The organism is Elstera sp., from assembly GCF_044372965.1.
Taxonomy (GTDB): domain Bacteria; phylum Pseudomonadota; class Alphaproteobacteria; order Elsterales; family Elsteraceae; genus Elstera.
The window spans coordinates 1-24,023 of sequence record NZ_JBILQX010000041.1; the positions used below are offsets into that span (position 1 = coordinate 1).

Annotated in this window: 25 protein-coding genes and 1 other RNA gene; 13 read left to right on the forward strand and 13 right to left on the reverse strand. The window is 61.9% G+C overall.

The window, feature by feature from the left end; translation table 11 throughout:
- Positions 1-1,006, forward strand: a 1,006-nt coding sequence (locus ACIQ36_RS07540; RefSeq protein WP_395827708.1) for a thymidine phosphorylase, incomplete at its 5' end; no start/stop codon positions are given.
- A gap of 3 nt (positions 1,007-1,009) precedes the next feature.
- Here ACIQ36_RS07540 and ACIQ36_RS07545 read toward each other — a convergent pair.
- The 6 genes from ACIQ36_RS07545 to ACIQ36_RS07570 form a co-directional block, all read right to left on the reverse strand.
- Positions 1,010-1,327, reverse strand: coding sequence for a type II toxin-antitoxin system RelE/ParE family toxin (locus ACIQ36_RS07545; RefSeq protein WP_395827711.1), 318 nt, complete (start codon positions 1,325-1,327; stop codon positions 1,010-1,012).
- A complete protein-coding gene (locus ACIQ36_RS07550) occupies positions 1,317-1,565 on the reverse strand; it encodes a type II toxin-antitoxin system ParD family antitoxin (protein ID WP_395827714.1) in 249 nt (82 codons plus the stop codon). Before ACIQ36_RS07550 ends, ACIQ36_RS07545 begins: the two co-directional genes overlap by 11 nt.
- Positions 1,566-1,609: 44 nt before the next feature.
- Positions 1,610-2,200, reverse strand: a complete 591-nt coding sequence (locus ACIQ36_RS07555) for an OmpA family protein (protein ID WP_395827716.1) — start codon at positions 2,198-2,200, stop codon at positions 1,610-1,612.
- Positions 2,193-2,660 (reverse strand): FecR domain-containing protein, encoded by a 468-nt coding sequence (locus ACIQ36_RS07560; RefSeq protein WP_395827719.1) that lies wholly within the window; start codon positions 2,658-2,660, stop codon positions 2,193-2,195. The genes ACIQ36_RS07555 and ACIQ36_RS07560 overlap by 8 nt, the downstream gene beginning before the upstream one ends.
- A 90-nt stretch (positions 2,661-2,750) precedes the next feature.
- A complete protein-coding gene (locus ACIQ36_RS07565) occupies positions 2,751-4,373 on the reverse strand; it encodes a fumarate hydratase (RefSeq protein ID WP_395827722.1) in 1,623 nt (540 codons plus the stop codon).
- Between the two features lie 77 nt (positions 4,374-4,450).
- Entirely contained in the window at positions 4,451-5,527 is a 1,077-nt protein-coding gene (locus ACIQ36_RS07570) for a D-TA family PLP-dependent enzyme (RefSeq protein ID WP_395827725.1), read from the reverse strand.
- A gap of 93 nt (positions 5,528-5,620) precedes the next feature.
- Here ACIQ36_RS07570 and ACIQ36_RS07575 point away from each other — a divergent pair, with 93 nt between their 5' ends.
- From ACIQ36_RS07575 to ACIQ36_RS07605, 7 genes are all read left to right on the forward strand, one after another.
- On the forward strand, positions 5,621-6,205 hold the full coding sequence (locus tag ACIQ36_RS07575) for a cation transporter (protein WP_395827727.1): 585 nt from the start codon (positions 5,621-5,623) through the stop codon (positions 6,203-6,205).
- Position 6,206: 1 nt separating this feature from the next.
- Positions 6,207-6,525, forward strand: a transfer-messenger RNA (tmRNA) gene (ssrA, locus tag ACIQ36_RS07580).
- 161 nt (positions 6,526-6,686) lie between these two features.
- Complete coding sequence (locus ACIQ36_RS07585; RefSeq protein WP_395827730.1) at positions 6,687-7,265, forward strand: SspB family protein; 579 nt, start codon at positions 6,687-6,689, stop codon at positions 7,263-7,265.
- 53 nt (positions 7,266-7,318) lie between these two features.
- Positions 7,319-7,798 (forward strand): DUF523 domain-containing protein, encoded by a 480-nt coding sequence (locus ACIQ36_RS07590; protein WP_395827733.1) that lies wholly within the window; start codon positions 7,319-7,321, stop codon positions 7,796-7,798.
- Complete coding sequence (locus tag ACIQ36_RS07595; RefSeq protein ID WP_395827736.1) at positions 7,795-8,982, forward strand: MFS transporter; 1,188 nt, start codon at positions 7,795-7,797, stop codon at positions 8,980-8,982. Before ACIQ36_RS07590 ends, ACIQ36_RS07595 begins: the two co-directional genes overlap by 4 nt.
- 138 nt (positions 8,983-9,120) lie before the next feature.
- Positions 9,121-10,419, forward strand: coding sequence for a HAMP domain-containing protein (locus ACIQ36_RS07600; protein ID WP_395827738.1), 1,299 nt, complete (start codon positions 9,121-9,123; stop codon positions 10,417-10,419).
- Positions 10,420-10,454: 35 nt separating this feature from the next.
- Entirely contained in the window at positions 10,455-11,195 is a 741-nt protein-coding gene (locus tag ACIQ36_RS07605; RefSeq protein WP_395827741.1) for a methyl-accepting chemotaxis protein, read from the forward strand.
- Between the two features lie 91 nt (positions 11,196-11,286).
- Here the strand turns inward: ACIQ36_RS07605 and ACIQ36_RS07610 are convergent, their stop codons facing one another.
- The 3 genes from ACIQ36_RS07610 to ACIQ36_RS07620 all read right to left on the reverse strand — a co-directional run bounded on the left by ACIQ36_RS07610 (position 11,287) and on the right by ACIQ36_RS07620 (position 13,795).
- Positions 11,287-11,760, reverse strand: a complete 474-nt coding sequence (locus tag ACIQ36_RS07610; RefSeq protein ID WP_395827744.1) for a hypothetical protein — start codon at positions 11,758-11,760, stop codon at positions 11,287-11,289.
- Positions 11,736-13,487 carry an ABC transporter ATP-binding protein gene (locus ACIQ36_RS07615; protein WP_395827747.1) on the reverse strand — a complete coding sequence of 584 codons (1,752 nt, stop codon included), beginning with the start codon at positions 13,485-13,487 and terminating at the stop codon, positions 11,736-11,738. The genes ACIQ36_RS07610 and ACIQ36_RS07615 overlap by 25 nt, the downstream gene beginning before the upstream one ends.
- A gap of 65 nt (positions 13,488-13,552) precedes the next feature.
- Positions 13,553-13,795, reverse strand: a complete 243-nt coding sequence (locus ACIQ36_RS07620; protein WP_395827750.1) for a CDGSH iron-sulfur domain-containing protein — start codon at positions 13,793-13,795, stop codon at positions 13,553-13,555.
- A gap of 142 nt (positions 13,796-13,937) precedes the next feature.
- Between ACIQ36_RS07620 and thyX the strand changes: the two genes are divergently transcribed.
- The 3 genes from thyX to ACIQ36_RS07635 are packed head-to-tail and all read left to right on the forward strand — an operon-like array spanning position 13,938 to position 16,499.
- On the forward strand, positions 13,938-14,876 hold the full coding sequence (gene thyX, locus ACIQ36_RS07625) for an FAD-dependent thymidylate synthase (RefSeq protein ID WP_395827753.1): 939 nt from the start codon (positions 13,938-13,940) through the stop codon (positions 14,874-14,876).
- A gap of 3 nt (positions 14,877-14,879) precedes the next feature.
- Positions 14,880-15,350 carry a DUF3293 domain-containing protein gene (locus tag ACIQ36_RS07630; RefSeq protein ID WP_395827756.1) on the forward strand — a complete coding sequence of 157 codons (471 nt, stop codon included), beginning with the start codon at positions 14,880-14,882 and terminating at the stop codon, positions 15,348-15,350.
- A 24-nt stretch (positions 15,351-15,374) separates the two neighbouring features.
- Entirely contained in the window at positions 15,375-16,499 is a 1,125-nt protein-coding gene (locus tag ACIQ36_RS07635; protein WP_395827759.1) for a M14-type cytosolic carboxypeptidase, read from the forward strand.
- 18 nt (positions 16,500-16,517) lie between these two features.
- Here ACIQ36_RS07635 and ACIQ36_RS07640 read toward each other — a convergent pair whose 3' ends face one another.
- The 4 genes from ACIQ36_RS07640 to hflK form a co-directional block, all read right to left on the reverse strand.
- Positions 16,518-17,351, reverse strand: a complete 834-nt coding sequence (locus ACIQ36_RS07640; RefSeq protein WP_395827761.1) for a TSUP family transporter — start codon at positions 17,349-17,351, stop codon at positions 16,518-16,520.
- Between the two features lie 128 nt (positions 17,352-17,479).
- Complete coding sequence (locus ACIQ36_RS07645; RefSeq protein ID WP_395827763.1) at positions 17,480-19,492, reverse strand: aminopeptidase P family protein; 2,013 nt, start codon at positions 19,490-19,492, stop codon at positions 17,480-17,482.
- A 161-nt stretch (positions 19,493-19,653) separates the two neighbouring features.
- On the reverse strand, positions 19,654-20,541 hold the full coding sequence (gene hflC, locus ACIQ36_RS07650; protein WP_395827767.1) for a protease modulator HflC: 888 nt from the start codon (positions 20,539-20,541) through the stop codon (positions 19,654-19,656).
- A complete protein-coding gene (gene hflK, locus ACIQ36_RS07655; RefSeq protein WP_395827770.1) occupies positions 20,538-21,779 on the reverse strand; it encodes an FtsH protease activity modulator HflK in 1,242 nt (413 codons plus the stop codon). Before hflK ends, hflC begins: the two co-directional genes overlap by 4 nt.
- A 114-nt stretch (positions 21,780-21,893) precedes the next feature.
- Between hflK and ACIQ36_RS07660 the strand changes: the two genes are divergently transcribed.
- Both ACIQ36_RS07660 and ACIQ36_RS07665 read left to right on the forward strand, forming a co-directional pair.
- Positions 21,894-23,015: an Mrp/NBP35 family ATP-binding protein gene (locus ACIQ36_RS07660; RefSeq protein WP_395827773.1), complete on the forward strand. Its 1,122-nt coding sequence runs from the start codon at positions 21,894-21,896 to the stop codon at positions 23,013-23,015.
- A gap of 115 nt (positions 23,016-23,130) precedes the next feature.
- The coding region (locus ACIQ36_RS07665) for a DNA cytosine methyltransferase (protein WP_395827776.1) at positions 23,131-24,023 on the forward strand (893 nt) is incomplete at its 3' end.

A 24,023-nucleotide genomic window follows, 5' to 3' on the forward strand; every position in this document is an offset into this window, starting at 1 on the left:
CGGGGCTGCCGTGCCGATGATCTCCGGGCGGGGCTTGGGGCATACCGGCGGCACGCTGGATAAGCTGGAAAGCATTCCCGGTTACAACGCCATCCCCTCGCCGGAACTCTTCGCCAAGGTGACGAAAGAGGTCGGCTGCGCCATCATTGGCCAAACCAGCGCCATGGCTCCCGCCGATAAGCGCCTCTACGGCATCCGCGACGTGACGGCGACGGTGGAATCGATCCCGCTGATTACCGCCTCGATCCTGTCGAAAAAACTTGCCGCCGGGCTCGACGCCCTGGTGATGGATGTGAAGTTCGGCTCCGGCTCCTTCATGGGCGCGCTGGACCGCTCGCGCGAGTTGGCCCAAAGCATTGTCACCGTCGCCAATGGCGCGGGCTGCCCCACGCGGGCGCTGCTGACCGATATGAATGAGGTGCTCGGCACGACAGCGGGCAATGCCGTGGAAGTGGTGGAAGCGCTCGACTATCTCACCGGCACCCGCCGCGAGGCGCGTCTACACGCTGTTACCATCGCACTTGCTGCTGAAATGCTGCTGGCGAGCAAGCTCGCGCATGATCTGGCCGATGCCGAAGCCAAGGCCGAAGCGGCGCTGGCCTCCGGTGCCGCCGCCGAGGTTTTTGCGCGCATGGTCGTCGCCTTGGGTGGCCCCGCCGATCTGTTTGAAAAACAAGCCCAGTATCTGCCACTTCCCGCCCTGACCGTCGATATTCCCGCCCCGCGCGCCGGGATTGTAACGGCGATCGACACGCGCGAAATCGGCCTTGCCGTAGTCGCCATCGGCGGCGGGCGCACCCGCTCCGCCGATCCGGTCGATCCCTTGGTCGGGCTAACCGAAATCGTCGGCCTCGGTGCTTCGGTCGGCCCCGGCCAGCCGCTCGCCCGGCTGCATGTGCGTGATGCCGCCCAAGCCGCGCGGGCAACGGCGATGGTTCAGGCGGCCTTCACGCTTGGCGATGTTGCGCCGGTCAGCGGGCCGATTGTGGCGGAACGGTTGGGGTAGGGGTTAACCCTCTTCGAGTAGGACGCGCAGAACATTGCGCCGCGCATCAATCACGCGGAGGACGATGAGTTGCGTGTTCGATATCTTATAGAAGATGAGGGAATGTTCCGAGGGGAAGGACCTTAATCCGACCACCAGGTCGTCCCGATTCTTGCCCAGGTTTGGAGTTTGGCAGAGCAAGGCGCACAGCCGCTCCAAACGGCTCACCACTGCCAAGGCTACCGGCGCTCCATGACGGCCCGCAAGATCGTCGTAAAGATCTTCCAAATCACTTAGTGCCGCGGGAGAAAATCCGAGATGGAGCCCGCGCTTAGCCGCCATAGCGACGCTTCAACCGCTCGAAAACGACCGCGCCAGGGATGGGCTCGCCACTCTCCAGTCCCTCCTGCACTAGGCGACGGATTTCTTCCTTGGCTTGAACCGGGTCGTACCAAGTTTCCAACGCCGCCCGCGCGGCCGCCGTGACGCTCGGATAAGTCCCGGCATCGACCGACGCCTGAAGCTTGGCGGCGGTGTCGCTATCGATTGTCACGGTCAGGGTTTGGGTCGGCGTGATCATGCCCCAGTGAAGCACAGGAAGCCGAAAAACGCCAGACTCGCCCCCTATTGCAGCGTTACCGTCACCCGCCGATTGCGTGGCTCGGCGACGCCATCTGGGGTGGGGATCAGCGGGTTGCGTTTACCGTGGGAGGAGATGGCAACGCTCGCTTGATTGAGGTTTCCCTCGGCCAAGCGCTTCGCCACAACCTCCGCCCGCTCGCGCGACAGGGTTAGATTCAGCGCGTCCGAGCCAGTCGCATCGGCATGGCCGGTGACTTCCAAATGCGGGAAGGGCCGCAGCGAGAGTTCCGCCAGAATGGTCGGAATCAGCGCGGCAGACTCCGCCGTCAGAGTCGCCGTACCGCTTTCGAAATAGAGAATGTAATTCACCGGCGTGGTCGGCAGGGCCGCCAGCGCGCTGCCCCAGGTTTCGCGGATTGCCGCTTCGGTCAGAACCGTCGGCGCGGCGGGGGTGCCGCCCTTGGTATCGAAGCGGGTCGATTGCAGGGGCGCGTCGAGAAGCTGGGTTGCCCCACCGGCCTCGACCGCGACCTTGCCGACACGCCCGCCGTCTTCCGGCAAAAGGGCGATGGTGGTTTGCCCGGCGCAACCCGCGAGCAGCCAGAGGGCGGCGAAGAGAACGAGCTTATTCATCCGCGTCCACCTTCACGACAAACTTGGTTCCGCGAATGCCGATATTGGCGCTGGGCGTGCTGAACTTCGTCCGGTCGGGGGCAAGGCGCGCGATCTGCCCGGTCAGCACCGCAAAGGTGCCGCGATGCAGCCGCGCGGCAAGCCCGAGTCTGTCAGCAGCCGGATCGAAAACGAAACTGTCCAGGGTCAGGCGCGCGTTCGGCCCCAAGGAGAGGGTGGTATCGTCGCGCAAGGTCACGCCCAGGCTGGCGTCGGCTGCCGTCGCCACTTGGTCGCCGGAGAGCAGATTCATGCCCGCTGTAATCGGTTCGGACTGGCCCGCGCGCGTCAGCGTGGCCGATCCAGTGAGGGTTTTCACTTGCCCCGCAATAGCAGGCGGCTCTTGCGCAAACCCCACGCCGGAGGTGCCCACAAGGCCCACGGCCACAGCGGCACAGATATAACGTCCAAAAGGCCGCATTCGAACCCTCGCGCCTGAATTGCCCGCAACAGTACCAAACGCCGAAGCATCGGCCTAAAAAAAAGGGAGGCCAGAGCCCCCCTTCTTCGTTTATTCCGCCCCGGTCATCCCGGCGAAGAAATCATTGCCCTTATCGTCGGTGACGATAAACGCCGGGAAATCGACCACATCGATCTGCCAAATCGCTTCCATACCCAGTTCGGGATATTCCAGAACCTCGACCTTCTTAATGCAATCCTGTGCCAAACGCGCCGCCGGGCCGCCGATGGAGCCGAGGTAGAAGCCGCCGTATTTGTGGCAGGCGTCGCGCACGGCTTTCGAGCGGTTGCCCTTGGCGAGGCTGATGAAGCTGCCACCCGCTGCCATAAAGGTTTCGATATAGGAATCCATCCGCCCGGCGGTCGTCGGCCCGAAGGAGCCCGAGGCGAAGCCTTCCGGGGTTTTGGCGGGGCCAGCGTAATAGATCACCTTTTCCTTGATATACTCGGGCAGGCCTTGGCCGGCATCCAGCCGCTCCTTCAGCTTGGCATGGGCGATGTCGCGCGCCACAACGATGGTGCCGGTCAGGGAGAGGCGGGTTTTGATCGGATATTGCGACAGAATCTTGCGGATTTCCGCCATCGGCTGATTGAGGTCGATCTGAACCACATCCCCCGCCGCGTGCGCGTCGGTGATTTCCGGCAGATATTTGGCCGGGTCGGTTTCGAGTTGCTCCAGAAACACGCCGTCCGCCGTGATCTTGCCCAAAATCTGCCGGTCCGCCGAGCAGGAGACACCGAGCCCGATGGGGCAGGAAGCCCCGTGGCGCGGCAGGCGGATCACGCGAATATCGTGGCAGAAATATTTACCGCCGAACTGCGCGCCGATCCCCATTTGCCGCGTGAGTTCCAGCACTTGCGCTTCCAATTCCCGGTCGCGGAAGGCCTGGCCGAACTTATTACCTTCGGTCGGCAGATCGTCGAGATAACGGGCGGAGGCGAGCTTCACCGTCTTCAAGCACATTTCCGCCGACGTGCCGCCGATGACGATGGCAAGATGGTAGGGCGGGCAGGCGGAGGTTCCGAGCGTGCGGATCTTCTCGTCGAGAAACTTCAGCAAGGCCGTAGGGTTCAGCACGGCGCGGGTTTGCTGATACAGATAGGTCTTATTCGCCGACCCGCCGCCCTTGGCCATGAAGAGGAACTTATAAGCGTCGCCTTCGGTCGCATAGAGATCGATCTGCGCGGGCAGATTATCGCCGGTATTAACCTCCTGATACATGGTCAGCGGCGCGGTTTGGCTGTAGCGCAGATTGGTTTCCAGATAGGTCTTGCGAATGCCTTCCGAGAGCGCCGCCTCGTCGCTGAAGCCAGTGAAGACGTTCTGGCCCTTCTTGCCCATCACGATGGCGGTGCCAGTATCCTGGCACATCGGCAGCACGCCGCCCGCCGCGATATTGGCGTTCTTCAGCAGATCGAGCGCGACGAACTTATCGTTCGGCGAAGCTTCAGGATCATCGAGAATCGCCTTCAACTGGGCGAGATGGCCGGGGCGCAGCAGATGCGACATTTCATGAAACGCTGCCGCCGTCAGCGACACAATCGCCGCCCGGTCCACCACGAGCAGCTTCCGGCCCGCAACCTCCTGCACCGAAACACCCGCGTCGGTCAGTTTGCGATAGGGGGTCGTATCGGTTCCGTGCGGGAACATCGGATGAAACTCGAACTCGGCCATCACAGGATCCTTCTTCGTTGAGCGGCAGCTTTGGCGAGGGTTTTAAACGGGCAGCGCCCTGCCGTAAACCGCGCGAATTAACCCACCTTACCGCGCGCCGCCACCGGCAGCACGTCCACCACCTGCTCACCCGACACGAGATAGACGATATCAAAGAGATTGGTGACGACGCAGGCATGGTTTGGCAGCACGCGCACGCGGTCGCCCACCGCCACCCCACCGGGAGCCGCAGAGAGATCCAGCACGCCATGCTCCTCACTGAGCCCCGTCAGGCGCAGCTCGGGCCGGTCGAACAGCACGCCATAGCCTTCTTGGCCGAAGAGATCGGAGGAGAGCGCCTTGCTGCCCGCATCGAGAATCGCCCGCGTCGGCGTCGGGCGGCTCACCACGGTCGTCAGAACGGTAAAGGCGCATTGATCCAGCGTTCCCGCCCCCATCGCCACCTGCGCGCGGTCGAGATAGATATAGGTGCCGGGGCGGAACTCGGTGGCGAGGGGCACCTCCCCCGCCTTGCGGTAATCGGGCGTGCCACCGGTGGAAATCTTTCGGCAGGTGAGGCTGTTGGCGGCGAGAAGTGCTACCGCGTCGGTCAACCACGCCTGACTTTCCGCCGCTTTGCCCACTTTGGGAAAGGTCATCAGCCCGTCGAAGCGCAGGCCCGGCGCGGCGGCGACCTGCTGGGCGAGGTGCAAGGCCTCGTCCTGCGTCTGCACGCCGCAACGCCCGCCGCCGGTGTCGCACTCCACCAGCACCGGCAGCGGATGGGCGGGATCGGTGAAGGCTTCGGCGAGCCCGGCGATCACGGTTGCATTATCCGCCGTCACACTGATCGAAATGCGCCCGTGCAGCGCTTTTAGCCGCGCCAGCTTTGCCGCGCCGAGGATGTTGTACGTCAGCAGAATATCGGCAATCCCGGCGTCCGCCATTACCTCCGCCTCGCCGAGCTTCTGGCAGGTAATCCCTTTCGCCCCTAGCGCGATTTGCTTTTGGGCGAAAAACGGCAGCTTGTGGGTTTTGATATGGGGCCGCAGGGCAAAGCCCTGCGCATCGGCAAAGGCTTGGGCGCGCGCCAGATTCGCTAGAGCCTTATCCACATCGATCAAAACGGCGGGCGTATCGATCTCCGCAAGCGTGCGGGGCTGAGGGAGAGACATGGGCGGCGAACTCCGGCAAAATAGGCGATAGGCCCTGGAGTTTTAGCCCCGGCACCGGGACGCCGTAAATCCCTACCGCCCGAAAGGCTTGCCATGACCGACGCTTCCTTACGCCGCGCCGTTCTAATCGTTGCCCTCGCCAATCTCGGCTATTTCGGCGTGGAGTCTGCCGTTGCTCGGCACATTGGCTCGGTCTCGCTGCTCGCCGATAGTATCGATTTTCTGGAAGATGCCGCCGTCAATTTGCTGATTCTGCTGGCGATCGGCTGGTCGGTGGCCAAACGGGCGAAAGTGGGGATGCTGCTGGCGGCCATTCTCCTCATCCCCGGCCTTGCGACGCTCTGGACGGCCTGGGAGAAGTTCTCAGCCCCGGTGCCGCCCGAACCTTGGCTGCTCTCGACCACCGGCATCGGTGCGCTGATCGTCAATCTCGGCTGCGCTTTTCTGCTGGCGAAATTCCGCCACCACAGCGGCAGTTTGACTCGCGCGGCCTTCCTCTCGGCCCGCAACGACGCCGCCGCCAATCTCGCCATCATAGCGGCGGGACTCGTCACGCTCGTCTGGGTATCCGGCTGGCCCGATTTGATCGTCGGGATCGGAATTGCGCTGATGAACGCCGATGCGGCCAAAGAAGTATGGGAAGCCGCGCGCGCGGAGCATCGGGAAGCTGAAGCTTAGCCCTCTTCCCATTCGCCGCCCAACCGCCTATATAAAGGGCGTCGAGCAATCGACTATGGCGATAAACGCTGCGTGGAATAGACGTTACGGACCCGGGGGCGGTACCCGGCGTCTCCACCATTTCCGGCCCGCGTTTTTGGGACGGCTTCTGGGGACGAAATAGGATCGACGTGCGTAATAAAGACCCAGTTTTCGCTCGGTATGGTTCCGCCGTCATCGGGCTAAACTCAGAAGTGCCAACGACAATCGTGTAGCACTCGCTGCCTAATTAATTAGGCAAGCGCGGTCCGGGGGGCACCGGGCAACAGAAGCCCCCCACTGAACCCCGTAAGCAACCCCATCATCCCTGCCAAAGCCTCGGTTCAGATCAGCATTCTTGACCCTTGCTCCCCGCCGGGCTTTTGTGGTCTGTGATGATAAAGAGCGGTACGGGCCGCGCTGCGGCAACCGCGCATGGTTTTGGAAATAGGAGGCGTAGAACATGCCCATCAATCTGCTTCGCTACGACCGCATGATCGAAGAAGCATTGCGGGGAGTGGTCCGCCGGGCGTTGCGCATGGTGGCCGCCACCGGCTTGCCGGGATCGCACCATTTCTTCATCTCGTTCCGAACCCATGCCGACGGCGTGCAGATCGCCGATTACTTGCGCGAACGCTACCCGGATGAAATGACCATCGTGGTGCAACATCAGTTCTGGGGCCTGGACGTAACCTCAGAACAGTTCAGCATCACGCTGAGCTTCAACGATGTGCACGAGCGGCTAGTTATTCCGTTTGCCGCTATCACATCCTTCGCCGATCCCGCAGCCCAGTTCGGCTTGCAGTTCCAGCAGGCCACCGCCGCGCTGGATGGGGAAGAGGCAACCGAGGATAAGAGCGGCAAGGCCGCAAAACCCGCCGTTCCCGCTGTCGCCCCCACCCGCCTGCCGGTCGCCAAAAGCGATGCGAAGGCGGAGGGCGAGGCCCCGGCTGAAAATGCTGAAAGCGCGAAGGAAGAGGGCAAAGAGGGCGAGCCCAAAGAAGGCTCGGTCGTGTTCCTCGATCAGTTCCGCCGCAAATAATAACTAACCGCGGCGCTTGTTTCCTCTAACGGTCCTGGGGAGGGGCCGTTGCTATGGCTCTCACGCGCCTCTTGGTGTCGGCCTGTCTGCTCGGGCAGAAGGTTCGTTATAACGGCTCTGACAAATATCTTGACGATCGGCTGCTGACCCTATGGCAGCAGCAGGGGCGGATCGTGGCGATCTGCCCGGAGGTTGCCGCCGGGCTGCCCACCCCGCGCCCGCCCGCCGAAATTCGCCCCTCGGATGGCCGCATCTTTGAGGATACCGGCGCGGACGTAACCGAGATTTTCGAAACCGGCGCGCAAATCGCCCTCACCGTCGCCCAGCGCGAAGCCTGCCGCTTTGCCTTGCTGACCGACGGCAGCCCATCCTGTGGCGCGAGTTTTATTTACGACGGCAGTTTTAGCGGGGCGCGGGTGCCTGGGCAGGGGCGCACGGTTGCCCTGCTGCGCCGCCACGGCATTGCGGTTTATGCACCGTCCGAGATCGACACCTTAGCGATAGCCCTTGAGCGTGAGGATTGCCGCGCATGATGACCTCCGTGCAAATGCGCGTGTTCCTGACCTTCGCGGCGGGCTATTTCCTCTCCTACCTCTACCGCACGGTCAATGCCGTGCTATCGCCGGACCTGACGCGCGACCTAGCCCTGTCGCCCGCCGATTTGGGGCTGCTGACCTCCGCCTATTTCATCACCTTCGCCCTGTTCCAGGTACCGCTCGGGTTGCTGCTCGATAAGTTCGGGCCGCGCCGGGTACAGGCGGCGCTGCTGATCTTCGCCGCCTTGGGAGCCGCGGGGTTCGCCATCGCCCAAACCGTGCCGACGCTGATTCTCGCCCGCGCCCTCATCGGCCTCGGCGTCTCGGGCTGCCTGATGGCCGGGTTCAAGGCGCTGGTGCTCTGGTTCCCGCGCGAAAAACTCCCCTTGTGGAACTCCCTCTACATGGTCGCGGGCGGGCTGGGCGCAACCATGGCCGCCACCCCGGTGGAACTTGCGCTGCACATCACCGATTGGCGCGGCGTGTTCTGGGGGCTTGCGGGCCTGACGCTGCTCGCTGCCCTCGCCATTGCCGTGCTGATCCCGCCGCCGCCCACAGAAACGGCCCCACCGCAAGAAAGCCTTTGGGCCGGGTTCAAGGCGATTTACGGTTCTGCCCTCTTCTGGCGTATCGCGCCGATGGCCGCCGCCTGCCAAGGGGCCTATCTCGGCTACCAAGCCCTGTGGATCGGCCCATGGGTGCGCGAGGTGCAAGGGCTCGACCGGCTCGCCGCCGCCAATGTTGTCACCAGTTCAGCCGTGGGCATGGCGATCGGCTTCTTCTCCCTCGGCCTCATCGCCGAAGCCGCGCGCCGCAAGGGCATCGGCCCGCTCACCGTGGGGCGGATCGGTATGAGCCTCTTCACCCTCGTCCAACTCGCCCTACTGCTGCGCCTGCCGCTGCCCCCCGCCCTGCTCTGGGGCCTTTTTGGCGCGGTCGGCACGTCCAGCATGATGTGCTATGCCTATCTCTCGCAAACCCTGCCCGCCCATCTCGCCGGGCGCGTGAACACCGCCATCAATCTGCTTGCCTTCACCGCCGCCTTTACCGTGCAGACTGGCATTGGGGCCTTGGTGAGTAGACTCGGGGTCGAGGGGCAATACTGGGGATTGGGGCTTTGTATTGGCGCGCAATTCCTTGGGTTGGCGTGGGGATTACGGCCTTCCCAAGCAAAGGTTTGATTCATTTTTAATAAAAAAATCTTATTTTCCTCTTAAAGAAATAGAAACCACGCCACCCTAGAATATAGCGAGTTTCGATTTAGGGGGACTGACAGCGCCGTCCCCTGCCCTCGAAAAACACGCCCCTGGGGATGAGCCATGTTCAAAACATCGACCTCTGCGCTTCTGGTGTCCATTCAGTCCATCATGCTGACGGGTCTCATCCTCGCTGCCGGGGCGCTCGCCGTTCGCGCGTGGCATAATTATGGTCTCGCTGTGCAGATCGAAGAAAGCGCGGTGCTCAACCGCGCGCTTCTGAACGGCACCATCGGCGTTCGGGCACAGATTGCCGAAGGGCAAACGGCGCTCGCAACGGATACCTCCGCCGCCACCCGGCTAGAAGCAGCCCGCGCCGCCGCCACCCAGGCCTTCACGGCGGCGATGCTGGCCTTTCATCCCGTCGCGCTCGCCGATAAAGCCGCCCTTCAAGCCAAGTTCGATCAAAGCTGGGAGAACCAGAAACGCAATTGGCCGCTTGTTACCGATCAGTTCAGCAAAGCCCCGGCGCAACGCAGCCTGACCGCCGCCGATCCGCTGTGGACCGGCATCCGCGAAACGGTAGCCCTGCTGGAGAGCACTGGCAGCGCCGTCGGCAATCAAGTGCGCATGCAAGACCCGGTTCTCGCCGATATGCTGCGCGTGCGCGAAGGCGCGTGGCAGCTCCGCGATAGTTTCGGGAGCCAATGCTCCTTACTCCGCCCCAGCATTCTTCAGAATAAGACGCCCACGCCGGAAATCCTCGCGCGCTGGCATGCGGGCAAAGGGGCCTTTGGCGTCGGGCAACAGGTGCTGATCGACTATGCCGCCCGCACAGGCGTTCCGCAGGCCTTGGTTACGCAGATCGGTGCCGCGCAACGGGCGATTGCCGAGGCTCAGCCGAAAATGGATGCGCTCGTTGCCGGGATTGATGGCAGCGGCACCGCTAAGACCAATGCGGAAACCTATCGAAATATCTGCAATGGGCCGTTCGATACAATCGTCCGCGTTGCCACCCTCGCCCTCGACGAATCGGTTGCCTATGCTAACCAGCAGCAACAAGTCGCCCTCTGGGCGCTGATTCCGGCGCTGCTCGGACTTGTCGCAGCCCTCGCGATTTCCCTTCTCGGCTTTCTTACGATCACCCGCCGCCTGCGCGCGCCGCTCAATCGACTGATGGGCTCCATCGCCCTTCTGGCCCAGCGTGATTATAGCACGCCCGTCGCCGCCCTCGCCCGCCGCGACGAATTGGGCCGCATGGCCGACGCGCTCGAAGCCCTGCGCCTCAGCGCCCTCGACGCCGAGCGTTTGGGCCGCGAAACCGCCGAACGCCAAGCCGCCGAAATGGCCCGTGCCCGTACTGTCCAGACCCTCAGCCAATCTTTCCAAACCCACGCCGCCATGCCCTCGACCGGATTTTGAGAGCCTCGGCACAGCTTACCGAGACCTCCGCGATCATGCGGACGGTGGCGAGCGATACCAGCGGCCAAGCAACCCTGGTCTCCAATGCCGCCGAGGAAACTTCCAGCAGCATTCAAACCGTTGCCGCCGCGACGGAAGAACTGTCAACCTCCATCGCCGAAATCTCCCAGCAGGTCACCAGCAGCGCCGATCTGGCCCGCAGTGCCGCCGCCCGCGCCGAAACCACCAATGCCACCGTGGAAGCTTTAAGCATCGGCGCGCAGAAAATCGGCGACGTGGTGAAACTTATCACCGATATCGCGGCGCAGACCAATCTTCTGGCGCTGAATGCCACGATCGAAGCCGCGCGAGCCGGCGACGCAGGGAAGGGCTTTGCGGTGGTGGCAAGCGAAGTGAAGAATCTGGCCGGCCAAACCGCCCGCGCCACCGATGAAATCGCCGCGCAAGTCCAGCAAATCCAGTCCACCACCGCCGAGGCCGTCAGCGCCATTCTCGGCATTACTCAAATGATCCGCAGCATTAGCGAAGGCACCTCCGCCATCGCCGCCGCCGTGGAAGAGCAAGGAGCCGCCACGCGCGAAATCAGCAGCAACGTCCAGCGCGTCGCCCAAGGGACCGCCGAAGTCACTTACACGATCGCCGACCTCGCCAAAGCCAGCGGCCAAACCGGCGCGGCCTCCCACCAAGTCGAAGCCGCCGTCGAAACCGTGGCAAAGGAACAGGAATCCCTGCGCCACTCGGTTGAAAGTTTTCTGACGGGGGTTCAGGCGGCATAGGGAGGAAGTCGCGGACGCGATGCGGGGGCCTGCCCCCGCGCCCCCGCCCAAGGGCGCAGCCCTTAGGGAACGCTATTCTGAATTGGACTGTCTAATCCAACCTCTGGCACAAGGTATGCACTGAATTAAAAATACTGGGGTCGGTTAATTTCTTAAAATTCTCACTGAGATGAATGGTCTTTGGATCAATTTGGTAAATATAATATATATTCTTTCCCTTTTTATAGGGAGTATCGTCCGTTGATTCATCGAAACTCTGATAATGAATCTTATAAAGTGTCACCTTCCTGCCGCGCGTCATCTCAACATCGCCAACAGCATCCATCATGTCGGAATAAGCATTATCCAGCGAATCCGTCATCGAATACCCGATCAGCCAAAGCCGCTCATCTTCTTTCCAACCGATCAAGAAGCCCTCAAAGGTTGCCCCCTCGCCCTGGCAGTCCCGAGCCCAAACGCCTTCGAGCGGTTTAAGAGCGGAGTATTTAACGGATGCCGCCGCCGGCAGAGCGCAAACCCCCAGCGCCAGAGCCCCCGCAATCACCCTTCCGCCGAACCGTGCCATTCTGCTTTTCCTTTCACTTCCACAATCCGCCCGTCTTCCACCGTAAACACCTGATCGGCGTGGCGGATGGTGGTCAGCCGGTGGGCAATCACGAGCGTGGTGCGGCCCACGGCGATAGTCTCCAGGCTGCGCTGAATGGCGGCTTCGGTCTCATTGTCCACGGCGGAGGTGGCTTCGTCGAGCACCAGAATCGGCGCGTCTTTTAGGATGGCGCGGGCGAGGGAGAGGCGTTGGCGTTGGCCGCCCGACAGCTTCTGACCGCGCTCGCCGACCAAAGTATCGTAGCCCTGGGGCAGGCTGAGGATGAACTCATGGGCTTCGGCGAGCCGGGCCGCGCGTTCGATATCCTCTTGCGTCGGCACCCCCTCGCGCCCCACCGCGCCATAGGCGATATTCTCGCCCACGGTGCCGTCGAACAGAAATACATCCTGGCTGACGAAGCCGATGGCCCGGCGCAAATCGCGGATGCGGAGACTTGAAATCGGCTGCCCATCGAGCAACACCTGCCCCTGGCTCGGCTCATAAAAGCGCATCAGCAGCTTTGCCAGCGTGCTTTTGCCCGATCCCGTCGTGCCGATAAAAGCCGCGACTGTGCCCGCTGGGATATGGGCCGACACCGCCTCCAACACCCGGTCGCGCCCGGCATAAGCGAAGGAAACGGCGTCAAACCGAACCTCGCCCCTCACGTCGGCCAGCGCCAACGGCGTGCCGTGATCGTCCGCCGGGGCTGCCGTATCGAGCAAATCGAGCACGCGGCGGGTAGAGGCCATCGCACGCTGATAGAGATCCACCGTCGCGCCCATTTCGGTCAGCGGCCATAAGAGGCGCTGGGAGAGGAAAATCAGCACCGAATAGGCCCCAACCGCGAGCTTATCCTCCAGCGCTAACCAGCCGCCGTAGACCAGCGTCACCATGAACCCGGAGAGCACCGCCATCCGCACGACCGGAATGAAGGCCGACGACAGTTTGATCGCCTCCCCATTCGCCGCCCTATAATTCTGGCTGTCCACGCCCAGCGCCTCGGCCTCGCGCGTTTCCGCCGTATAGCTTTTGATCGTGGCGATGCCGGTGAGGCTATTGGCGAGGCGGGCGGAAATCAGCCCGGCTTTCTCGCGTACTTCGGCATAGAGCGGCTCGGCCCGGCCCTGAAACCAGATGCTGCCGATAATAATCACCGGCATCGGCAGCATCGAGAGCAGCGCAATCGTCGGCTGCAGCAGGAAAAAGACGATCCCGACGCCTAAGCACCCCGTGGTGATTTGTAGAATCTGGTTCGCGCCGTTATCGAGAAACCGTTCGAGCTGGTTAATATCATCGTTCAAAATAGACACCAGCGCGCCGGTGGAGCGATCCTCGAAAAACCCCATATCCAGTTTCTGCACATGGGCAAACGCATCCAGCCGCAACTCGTGCTGCATGGTCTGCGCGAGCCGCCGCCAGGCCAGTTGATAGAGATATTGAAACAGCGACTCGCCGCCCCAGACCAGCAAGGTCAGCACGCCGAGCAACCCGACCTGCCACACCGGATCGGCCAACCCCAGCGAGGCCAAAAACGATTGATCGCGCCGCACGACCACGTCGACCGCCGCCCCAATCAGAATTTCCGGGGCCAAATCGCACAGCTTGTTCATGATCGAACAGAAAATCGCCCAGCGCATTTGCGGGCGATGCCGGAAGCCGTAGCGGTAGAGGCGACGCAGGGGCGCACGCGGGTCGAGTAAGCTCATGAGGAAACTCAAGTTCGGGCAAAAACAAGACCCGACCCTAATCTGAACCCCGTTAAGCTGTCGCCCTATAAATCCAGATGGCTTCCATCGCAAAAGGGCGGTTTTTTTGTGGCCTTGCAGCCGCAAAACCGCACCGGCATATCGGCGCTGGGTTTAAATTGTAACGGGGCAAGCCCTGTTCCGGCGTGCGATCCATCACAAAATGGTTGCTTGGCGCTACGGCCGCATTTGCACCACCAGTAGCTTTCCCCGGCTTTCAGGGAAACGGTGATGGGTTCTTTCAGAGGAGAAACGGACACTGGGGGCACCTCGTGTCGGAATGAATAGGAATTGAAACGTTAGTACACTCGGGCTGACCTTGCAGCCCCTCATTCGGCGCGCTACCGTGCGCTGGCCCATTAGCGCAGTGTTGCGCCTCACCGATTTCATTGGTCCTAAAGGTTATTCGAAATGTCGCTGTCCGAGGCCCAACTGGCCGAGATTGAAACCGCCCGCGCCGCCCGCTTCGAAACCCGCCGGGCTAGCGTTCCTGCCCTCGAAGAGATGCTGTTCACCGCCCTGCCGGTGCTGGACCATGGCTTTGTGCGCGTGATCGATTATATGGGCGATGATGCCGCCGTGGTGCAGGCCGCCCGCGTTTCCTATGGCCGAGGCACGCGCAAGGTTTCGGAAGATAAGGCGCTGATTAAGTACCTCATGCGCCACCGCCATTCGACGCCGTTCGAAATGTGCGAAATCAAATATCACGTCAAACTGCCAATCTTCGTCGCCCGCCAGTGGATTAGGCACCGCACCGCCAACGTCAACGAGATTTCGGCGCGCTATTCGATCCTCGATAAGGAATTTTACCTGCCCCGCCCGGAAGATTTGGCGGCGCAATCGTCGGTCAATCGGCAGGGGCGCGGCGATATACTGGAGGCCGAACAAGCCGCCCTGGTGCTCGATCTGCTGCGCGACGATGCCGAGCGCACCTATCGCAACTACGCCTGGATGCTGAACGAAGAGGAGGCCGAGGATCATGATCCCCATCGCCCCGGCCTCGCGCGCGAGCTTGCCCGCATGAACCTAACCCTCAATACCTATACCCAATGGTATTGGAAGACCGATCTGCACAATCTGCTGCATTTCCTATCCTTGCGCGCCGATGCCCACGCCCAATATGAAATCCGGGTTTATGCTGAAGCGATGCTGGAGAGCGTGAAGGCCTGGGTGCCTGGGTGTTATGAAGCCTTCTCCGACTATCGCCTGGGGGCCGTGTCGCTCTCGGCGGGCATGCTGGCGGTCGTCAAACGCCTGCTTGCGGGCGAGGCCGTGACGCAAGACACCAGCGGTCTTGGTAAGCGCGAATGGGCCGAGTTGATGATCTCCCTCGACCGGCCGGGGGCATAGCGGATGATCCCCCCGTTGCCCGAGCCGCTTCACACCGCCTGGACCGCAACGCGCTATATGTTTGCCGCGCGCGGGGTGCTGTTCGAGGCGCGCATCGGGCAAGTCAGCGCCTCGATTAGCAAATTCCTGACCGAGCATAATGCGACAGCCGGAATTTTCCTCTCGGCCTTCAATCCCGGTCTTCCAGCGGCTGGAACCGTTTCGGACGAGATGTATCCGCTGCTTCAGCCGGAAGAAAATGCGGCGTTGCTAGAGCAACTCTGGAGCTTGCTCGGCACCTCTGGCGTGCGCTGGTTTCCCCACGTTGGCCTGCCCGATAGCACCGATTGGCCGCCCGAAGAGGGGGCGTTTATTCTGGAAGAGGCGGGGTTCGATCCCCAACGCCTCGCCCGCAGTTTCCGCCAACGGGCCTATGTCCGCGTTGCCCGCAATCAGCCCGCTACACTGGAACTTGTCGCCCCCGCGACGGCCTGAATCCCCGAGTTAAGGAGCACCCCTATGGTCCCCGTTTCGGCCCTGATCGATTCCAATTTTCATGGCGGCGCGATTACCGTCGTTTCTACCGACGATGTGCGCGCGATCGAGTTGCGCCTGCGGCCCGACAATGCCTCGGAATTTGCCCAATGGTTCTACTTCCGCGTTCATGCGCCGCGCGGGGTTGAACAGGTTCTGCATCTTCGCGGGGTTGAAACCGCCGCCTTCCCGAAAGGTTGGCCCGACTATCGCGCCTGCGTATCGGCAGACGGCGAAGACTGGCGGCGCACGGACACCAGCTTCGATGGTTCGACGCTGACGATCCGCCACACGCCGACGACCGATGTAACCGCGTACGCTTATTTCGCCCCCTATTCCGCCGAAGATACGCAGCGCCTCATCGGGCGGGCGGCGCGAGATCCGCGCGTGTCGGTCGATATTTTGGGACTATCGCTCGAAAATGCGCCAATCCATCGGCTGGTGGTGAAAGACCCGACCAATAAGGGCGGGCGTCCGCCGGTGTGGTTGGTCGCGCGCCAGCATCCCGGCGAAACTATGAGCGGCTTTTTCCTCGAAGGCTTCCTTGGGCGCCTGCTCGACCCCACCGATAGCGCCGCCCGCGCGCTGCTGGCTTCGGTCGATGTGCATATCGTCCCGGACATTAACCCCGATGGGTCGCGCCGGGGCAATCTGCGCACCAATTTTGCGGGGGCAAACCTCAACCGCGAATGGGACCGCGCCACGCCGGAGTATGCCCCGGAAGCGCTCGCCGTGCGCACGGCCCTGGAGGCGACGGGCGCGTCGCAACTCCTCGACCTGCACGGCGACGAAGCGCTGCCCTACGTCCATTTCATCCCCGCCGATATGCCCGCCCCCCTGCTGGAACGCCGCGCCAAATTCGAAGGCGCGCTTCTGGTTGCCAGCAGCGATTTTCAAACCGAGCATAGCTCGACCCTGGGCGGGCCGAACAATCCGCGCCTGCTCTCGCACTGGGCGACGCGCAATCTCGATTGCCTCGCTCTCACCCTGGAACAGCCGTTCAAGGATAACGCCCTGAGGCCCGACCCGATTTACGGCTGGTCCCCCGCCCGCGCCCGCCGACTGGGGGTGGATATGCTCACCGCCTGCTGCGTTGATTTGGTGAAATAGCGGCAAGAAAGGGGGGGCCTAAACGCTCCCCCCGACGCTCTGCCAGATCGAAAGGACCAAGCGGCTCAACGGATGTTCCGGGTCTTGCGCCAAGAGCCGCGCGGTAATCGCCAGCGACATCACGACCAACATGGGCCGCACTAGCTTCGCGCCTTTCGATAGAACCAGTTTCGCGCCAAAGCGCGCGCCGATGAATTGGCCCGCCGCCAAGATCACCCCCAGCCCCCACAGCACATGCCCGCCCGCAGCCAACACGATGAAGGCCGCAACATTGCTGGTGAAATTCACCACCTTGGCATGCCCCGTCGCCCGCCGGAGCGTATAGCCCGCCAGGGTCACGTAAGCGAGCGCCCAGAAGGAGCCCGTACCGGGGCCAAAGAAGCCATCGTAAAACCCAAGGCCGATCCCGAAGATCAGCGCAAAGGCGATCTCGCTCAGCCGCCGATGGGTTTCAAACGCCCCAGCGTTTTTGGCGAACAGCATATACAGCGCAATCGCGATCAACAGAAACGGGATCAGATCGCGCAAGATCCCGGCATCAATCACCTGGAGCGTCAAAGCACCCAGGACCGACCCGATGAAGGTGGCGGCAATAATCCCCAGCATCGGGCGCACCTGCACTTCGCCGCGCCGAATAAATGTCATGCTGGCCGAAAAACTGCCAAAACACGCGCCGAGTTTGGAGGTTCCGAACACTTGCGCGGGCGTCAGCCCCACAGCGAACAGCACCGGAATGACCAGCAAGCCGCCGCCGCCCGCAATCGAATCGACAAACCCGGCCAGCATGGCGAGAAAAAATAAGGCTATCAGGACGGTCGGGGCCAAACCGTCCAGCGTTAAAAATTCGAGCATTCTTCTATCCTTCGGGAAGACTGCCAGGGGCTTTGCCCCCGACACCCCCAACCAAGGGATTTATCCCTTGGTAATCCCGTTTAATTTACTGATTTAACCGGATTCTCACGGGGCAGAACCCTTACTCTTTAAAGCGCCGCCGTTGCCGCTTCCAGCCAAACCGCCGTTTCAGCATCGACGCGCGGTAGCATGCGGCCCCGCACTTCAGCGTGGTAGCTATCGATCCACGCGCGTTCCGCCGGGGTCAGCAGGTCAGTATCGATCAGGGTACGGTCCCAGGGGGCGAAGGTGAGGGTTTCAAACCCCATAATCTCGCGCTCGGCCCCGGCCAGATCGATCTTGCGGACGATCACGAGGTTTTCGCAGCGAATGCCATAAGCCCCCGGCTTGTAATAGCCCGGCTCGTTCGAGAGGATCATCCCCGGCATCAGCGCTGCCGCCGTTCCAGTTTTCGAGATGCTTTGCGGCCCCTCGTGGACCGAGAGATAGGAGCCGACGCCGTGGCCGGTGCCGTGATCGTAATCCAGCCCATCGGCCCAGAGGAACTGCCGCGCCATCGCATCAATATGCCCGCCGGTCGTCCCCGTGGGAAAGCGCAGGGTGGCAATGGCGATATGGCCCTTCAGCACCAGCGTATAATGACGGCGCATCGCGGCGGTCGGCGTGCCGATAGCGAGCGTGCGGGTAATATCGGTGGTGCCGTCTTCATACTGGCCGCCGCTATCGATCAGATAGATTTCCCCCGGCGTCAGCTTGCGCTGCGCTTCCGGCGTCGGGCGATAATGCGGCAGAGCGGCATTCGGTCCGGCCGCCGAGATCGAACCGAAGCTGAGCCCGCGCAAGACGCCGGTTTCGCGTCGAAACGCTTCCAGCCGGTCAGCGGCAGCGATTTCAGTGAGACTGCCCGTTAGGGCCTCTTGGCTCACCCAGGCGAGGAAACGGATCACCGCCGCGCCGTCGCGCAGATGCGCTTCCCGCGTGCCGTCCAACTCCGCGTCGGTTTTGCAGGCGCGGGGAAGGGCGACGGGATCGGCCCCGCGCACGATTGTCGCGCCGGTCTTGGTGAGGGTTTCGGCGATGCCCCAGGCGCAAGCGGCGGCGTTCAGCAGCACGCGGCCGCCCTTGAACTCACGCAAGGCTTCGACAAATTCGAGCGGGTCGCGCACGCGCACGGCATTGCCCAAATGCGCCGCCACATCGGGAAGCAGTTTGCGGGCATCGATAAACCAATCGACGGTGCCATCGGCGCGGGCGAGGGCAAAGCTTTGCGCGACCGGCTTATTCGGAACATCGGCCCCGCGAATATTCAACAGCCAAGCGATGCTTTCCGGTGTCGTCATCACCGTCGCCGCCACTTTCTGCTTCTGGAGATCGGCGGCGAGCGCGCTGCGTTTGTCGGCGGAGGTGCGGCCCGCGCGGGCATCGGGATGACTGCGCACCGGCCCCAGCGGCACCGGCGGTTGCGCGTCGCCCCAGACCATATCGATGGGGTTAGGCTCGACCGGCACCAGGGTGACGCCTGCCTCAGCGAGACTATCGGCCAGCTTTTCGATCATATCGAGCGAATGCAACCAGGGATCGAAGGCAATGCGCTGCCCGGCTTTCGCGGCAGTTTGCAGCCACTCGCTCGGCGGGGTTTGAGTGAGGTGGCATTGCTCGAAGACGGTCGTATCGGTTTGGTCGCGCGCCTGTTCGGTGTAGCGGCCATCAACGAACAGCGCGGCGCGGTCGGTGAGCACAATTGCAATCCCGGCGGACCCGGTAAAGCCGGTCAGCCACGGCAGGCGTTCGGCATGGGGGGCGAGGGAATCGCCCTGGTGCTCGTCGGCGCGGGGAATGAGGAAACCATCAATGCCGGTTTGCGCCATCAGCGCGCGCAAGGCGGGAACGCGCTCGGCGAGCGGCATCGCGGGCGGCAGGTTGGCACGCGTGTCGGCCTTCAGCGCGTCCAACTCCGCGACCAGCGCCGGGGAGGGCGTATCGACCACAAGGCGCGGCCACTCGGTATCGGACACGTCCACCGACGCACTGGCCAGCCCCGCCACCAGCGCCTTCACGCTGCCAAGATCCGGCACGCCGTGTTTCGCCAGCAGCCCCGCCAACGCCTCATCGCCCTGATACACCGCCCGACACTCCGACACCGCGTTTCTCCCGGAAAGGATTTTTCGTCGCGGAAGAGGCTAGAGCGGTTTTGCGCGAAACGGAAGGGTGGAAGCGGTTTTGAACGAACAGGGGTGTCCTCAAAAAGTAACGGGCCTGCTTCCAATCTGGAAACAGGCCCGTACAGTCACAGAAGGGTCAGCTACTTTACAGCAGGCAAAGCCCCCGCGTTCGGCGCGTTGAAGAAGCGGAAGAAGCTGCTGTCCGGCGACAGCACCAGCGTCGAATCGCCCTGGCCTAGGGCCGTGCGATAGGCTTGCATCGAGCGGTAGAAGGCGAAGAACTGCGGATCTTGCCCGAAGGCATCGGCATAGACCTGCACGGCTTTGGCTTCGCCCTCGCCTCGGGTCGATTGCGCTTCCGACTGGGCGGTTGCGATAATCACCGTGCGGTCGCGGTCGGCGCGGCTGCGGATTTGCTGGGCGATTTCCTGGCCTTGGGCGCGCAACTCCTTCGCCTCACGGTCGCGTTCCGAGCGCATGCGTTGGAACACGGCGGCGCTGGTTTGATCGGGCAGATCGGCCCGGCGCAGGCGCACGTCGATGATTTCGACGCCGTAGGTCTTGGCGCGCTCGTCCACTTCCTTTTGAATTTCCGCCATCAGGGCTTCGCGCCCGTTCGACAGAATCGTGCTCATCTGCGCCGCCCCCAGCACGCGCCGGATGGAGGTATTGATGATTGGCGCGATGCGCGACTGGGCCCCTACCTCGTCGCGGACATTCTGATAGAAGGCCAGCGGATCGGTAATGCGGTAGCGCGAATAGGCATCGACCGTAATGCGCTTCTGGTCGCCCAGAATGACTTCTTGGGTGGGCGGGTCCACCTCTAGGAGCATTTTATCGTAGAAGCGCACATCTTGCATGAAGGGGATCTTCACCTGAAGCCCCGGTTCGCGCACAACGCGCACGGGGTTCCCGAACTGCGTCACCAGCGCCTGCTGATACTGCGGCAGGATAAAGAAAGTGCGCGTTACCGTGAACAGGCCGACAATCAATAGGCCCGCCGCGATGATGAGAGTGCGCTGGTTCATGGTTTAACTCCCGTCGTATCGACCACAGGCGGGGTGAGGCGCTTCACTTCCGGCAGCGGCAGATAGGGCAGCACGCCCTGACCGCCGGATTTGCTGTCGATGATGATCTTCTGATTATTCTTCAGCACCTCTTCCATCGTCTCCAAATAGAGGCGCTGGGTGGTGACATCTTTCGAAACCTTGTAGCTCTCATAGACCGACAGGAAGCGCTTGGCATCCCCTTCGGCCCGCTTCACCACTTCTTCGCGAAAAGCTTGCGCTTCCTGAATCAGCCGCTCAGCATCGCCGCGCGCGCGCGGGATCATGTCATTCCGATAGGCTTCGGCTTCGTTGCGCAGGCGCTCGCGGTCCGACCGGGCGCGTTGGACTTCGTTGAAGGCATCGACGACCGGCTGCGGCGGATCGACCAGCGCAAGCTGCAACTGGCGGATTTCAACACCAATGCCGTAGCTATCGACCAACTGTTGCAACAGAACCTGCGTGTCGGCTTCAACCTTGCCGCGCCCTTCGGTCAGCGCCTGCTGGATCGGCGTTTGCGCGATGATCTGGCGCATGACGCTTTCCGAGGCAACGCGGATCAGCTTTTCCGGCTCGCGCGCGGTAAAGAGATACGCGCCCGCATCTTTAATGCGCCACAGCACGTTGAATTCGATATCGACGATATTTTCATCCCCGGTCAGCATCAGCGTTTCGGCGGCCTCGCCCGACGCCCGTCCGGTACGCGGATCAAGGGCGACGCGCTTGCCGACGCTGAGGAGATTATCGCGCGTCACCGACGGGCGCTCGACACTCTGGATCGGATTCGGCCAGTGCCAGTTCAAGCCTGGGGAGGTAGTATCGGTCCAACGCCCGAAGGTCAGCACCACGCCCCGTTGATCGGGCTCAACGCGGTAGAAACCGCTCGCCAGCCACACCGCCACCCCCGCCAGGACCGCAAGGCCAATGCCGCGCGCGGAGCCGAAGCCGCCGGGCAGCATCGAGCCCATTTGCCGGCCCTTGCGCAGGAGCTGCTCGAAATCCGGCCCGTTATTGCCCCAGGGCGGTGTCGGCCCGCGCGAGCCCGGCCCGCGCCCCGGATTATTGCCGCCGTTATTCGCGCCCCAAGGGTTGATCGGCTCGTTATCCTCGCCGCCCGAGTTGGGTTCGCCCTTGCGACCTTTATCGGACTCCCCCTTATTGGGATCGCCCTTACCGGGGCCACCGCCCCAAGGTCCGCCGGAATTATTGTTCCAAGACATCCGTTTCGCTTCCCTCCTGCTGCGCGCCCGCTTTTCAGGGACGGTCGCGCACCGTATATCACCCATGCAAGATCTTCCCGACGCATATGTGAAGATTCACAGGAGAAAACAAGCATGACCTCCCCCACCAATGGCGATGTTCCCGCTACGTTGCCCTTAGAAAATACGATTCGGGCCGCGCTGGACCGGGTAACGCTTCCGCAATCGAGCCAAGGCTTGATCGCCGCCGGGCGGATTGAGGGGCTCGTGATGCGCGAGGGGAATGTGGTTTTCGGCATTTCCATCGACCCGAAGGAAGCCACGCTGATGGAGCCCGTGCGAAAAGCCGCCGAAGCCGCCGTGCTCGCCGTGCCAGGAGTGCGCTCGGTCAGCGCGGTGCTCACCGCCGAGCGCGGTGCCGCTGCCGCCCCGCGCCAACCGGGCACCAACGCCCGCCCGTCGCTGCTGCCCAGCGTCGCTGCGGTCGTCGCGGTTGCCTCGGGCAAGGGCGGTGTCGGGAAATCGACTACCGCCGCCAATCTTGCCGTGGCGCTGGCCCAGTCGGGCCTGAAGGTCGGGTTGCTGGATGCCGATATCTTCGGCCCCTCCGCCCCGCGCATGATGGGCATTACCGCCCGGCCCGAGTTGAACGCCGAGAAAAAGCTGATCCCGCTGCAAGCCCATGGGGTTTCGGTCATGTCCATCGGCTTCTTGGTCGCCGAGGATAACGCGATGATCTGGCGCGGGCCGATGGTGATGGGGGCGCTCGAACAATTGATGCGCGACGTTGCCTGGGGGCCGCTGGACGTGATGGTCATCGACATGCCCCCCGGCACCGGCGATGCGCAACTGACCATCGCCCAGCGCGTGCCGCTGGCAGGAGCCGTCATTGTTTCCACCCCGCAGGATATTGCCCTGCTGGACGCGCGGCGCGGGATTGCCATGTTCCGCAAAGTGGAAGTGCCCATTCTCGGCATCGTCGAGAATATGAGCTATTTCCTCTGCCCGAACTGCGGCCACCGCGCCGATATTTTCAGCCACGGCGGCGCGCATAAGGAGGCCGACACCCTGGGCGTGCCCTTCCTCGCCGAAATCCCGCTGGAACCCGCCATCCGCGAGGCTTCGGATGGCGGCACGCCGCTGGTGGTCAGCGCCCCGGATAGCCAAAGCGCCGCGCTCTATCGTGGGCTTGCGGAGAAGGTGCGGGCGCAGATTGGTGCTGCGGTGAGGCCTGCGCCGACGATTCGCGGGGTGTGAAGAAACATGCTAATTGATGGGTGAGAATTTCTTTCCGGCGTGCAACATGCCTCTTTATTAGCTCGAAGCGTGCTAAAATTTTGAACTAGCTAACGTACCTAGAAGGGAGAGATACATGGATCAAGTAATAGCCCTATTCGCTGGTGCCGGCGGTATGTCCGTCGGTTTTAGCAGAGCCGGGCTAAAGCCGCGTTTTGCCGCAGAAATCGAAGTAGATGCTTGCAAGACTTATGCTCGGAATTTAGCCTTCGAGCCGCACCAATGTGATCTTTCGGATCCGAATGTCGTTGAAAATATTGTCAATAATTTAAGCGGCGGCAGTACACTGGCAATTATTGGCGGTCCTCCGTGCCAAGGTTTTAGCACGGCAGGAAGCCGGGATGGGAAAGACCCGCGCAATCGCCTGATTTTTAATTACTTATACATTGTTAACGCTATTCAGCCGAGATGGTTTCTATTTGAAAATGTCGAAGGCATCCTCACATCAAACGGCGGTCAAGATGTTTTTAATTTAATTCATTTATTCATCAAATCAGGTTACAATGTTCGAATAGAGAAAGTTAATTTTGCAAGTTACGGACTTCCTCAATCTCGAAAGAGAGTTGTTATTATAGGCAACAGAATTGGTTTGGATTTCAAATTTCCAGAATTCACACATTCTTTCAACGCAGGCAAGCATAAGTCTATGCTAAATCTTCCCATCTCTCCAAATTTATTAGAAGCACTTACTGGTCTTGGAGATGCAGCAACCATTAAAGACGAAAAAGTTCCTTACACAGACGCTAAACCACTAAACGAATATGATCGTCAGATGCGGAGTAATTTTGACGGGCCGGTCTCATTGCATTATTCAAGGAGTAGCAAAGGAGAACGTGAGCGCGCCGATATCCTAAAACCAGGCCAAACCATGAAGGATTTACCTCAGGAGCTATGGCACGATAGCTATAGGAAGAGAGCTTATCGAAGAGTTTTAGATGGTACTCCAACGGAGAAGCGGGGCGGAGCTCC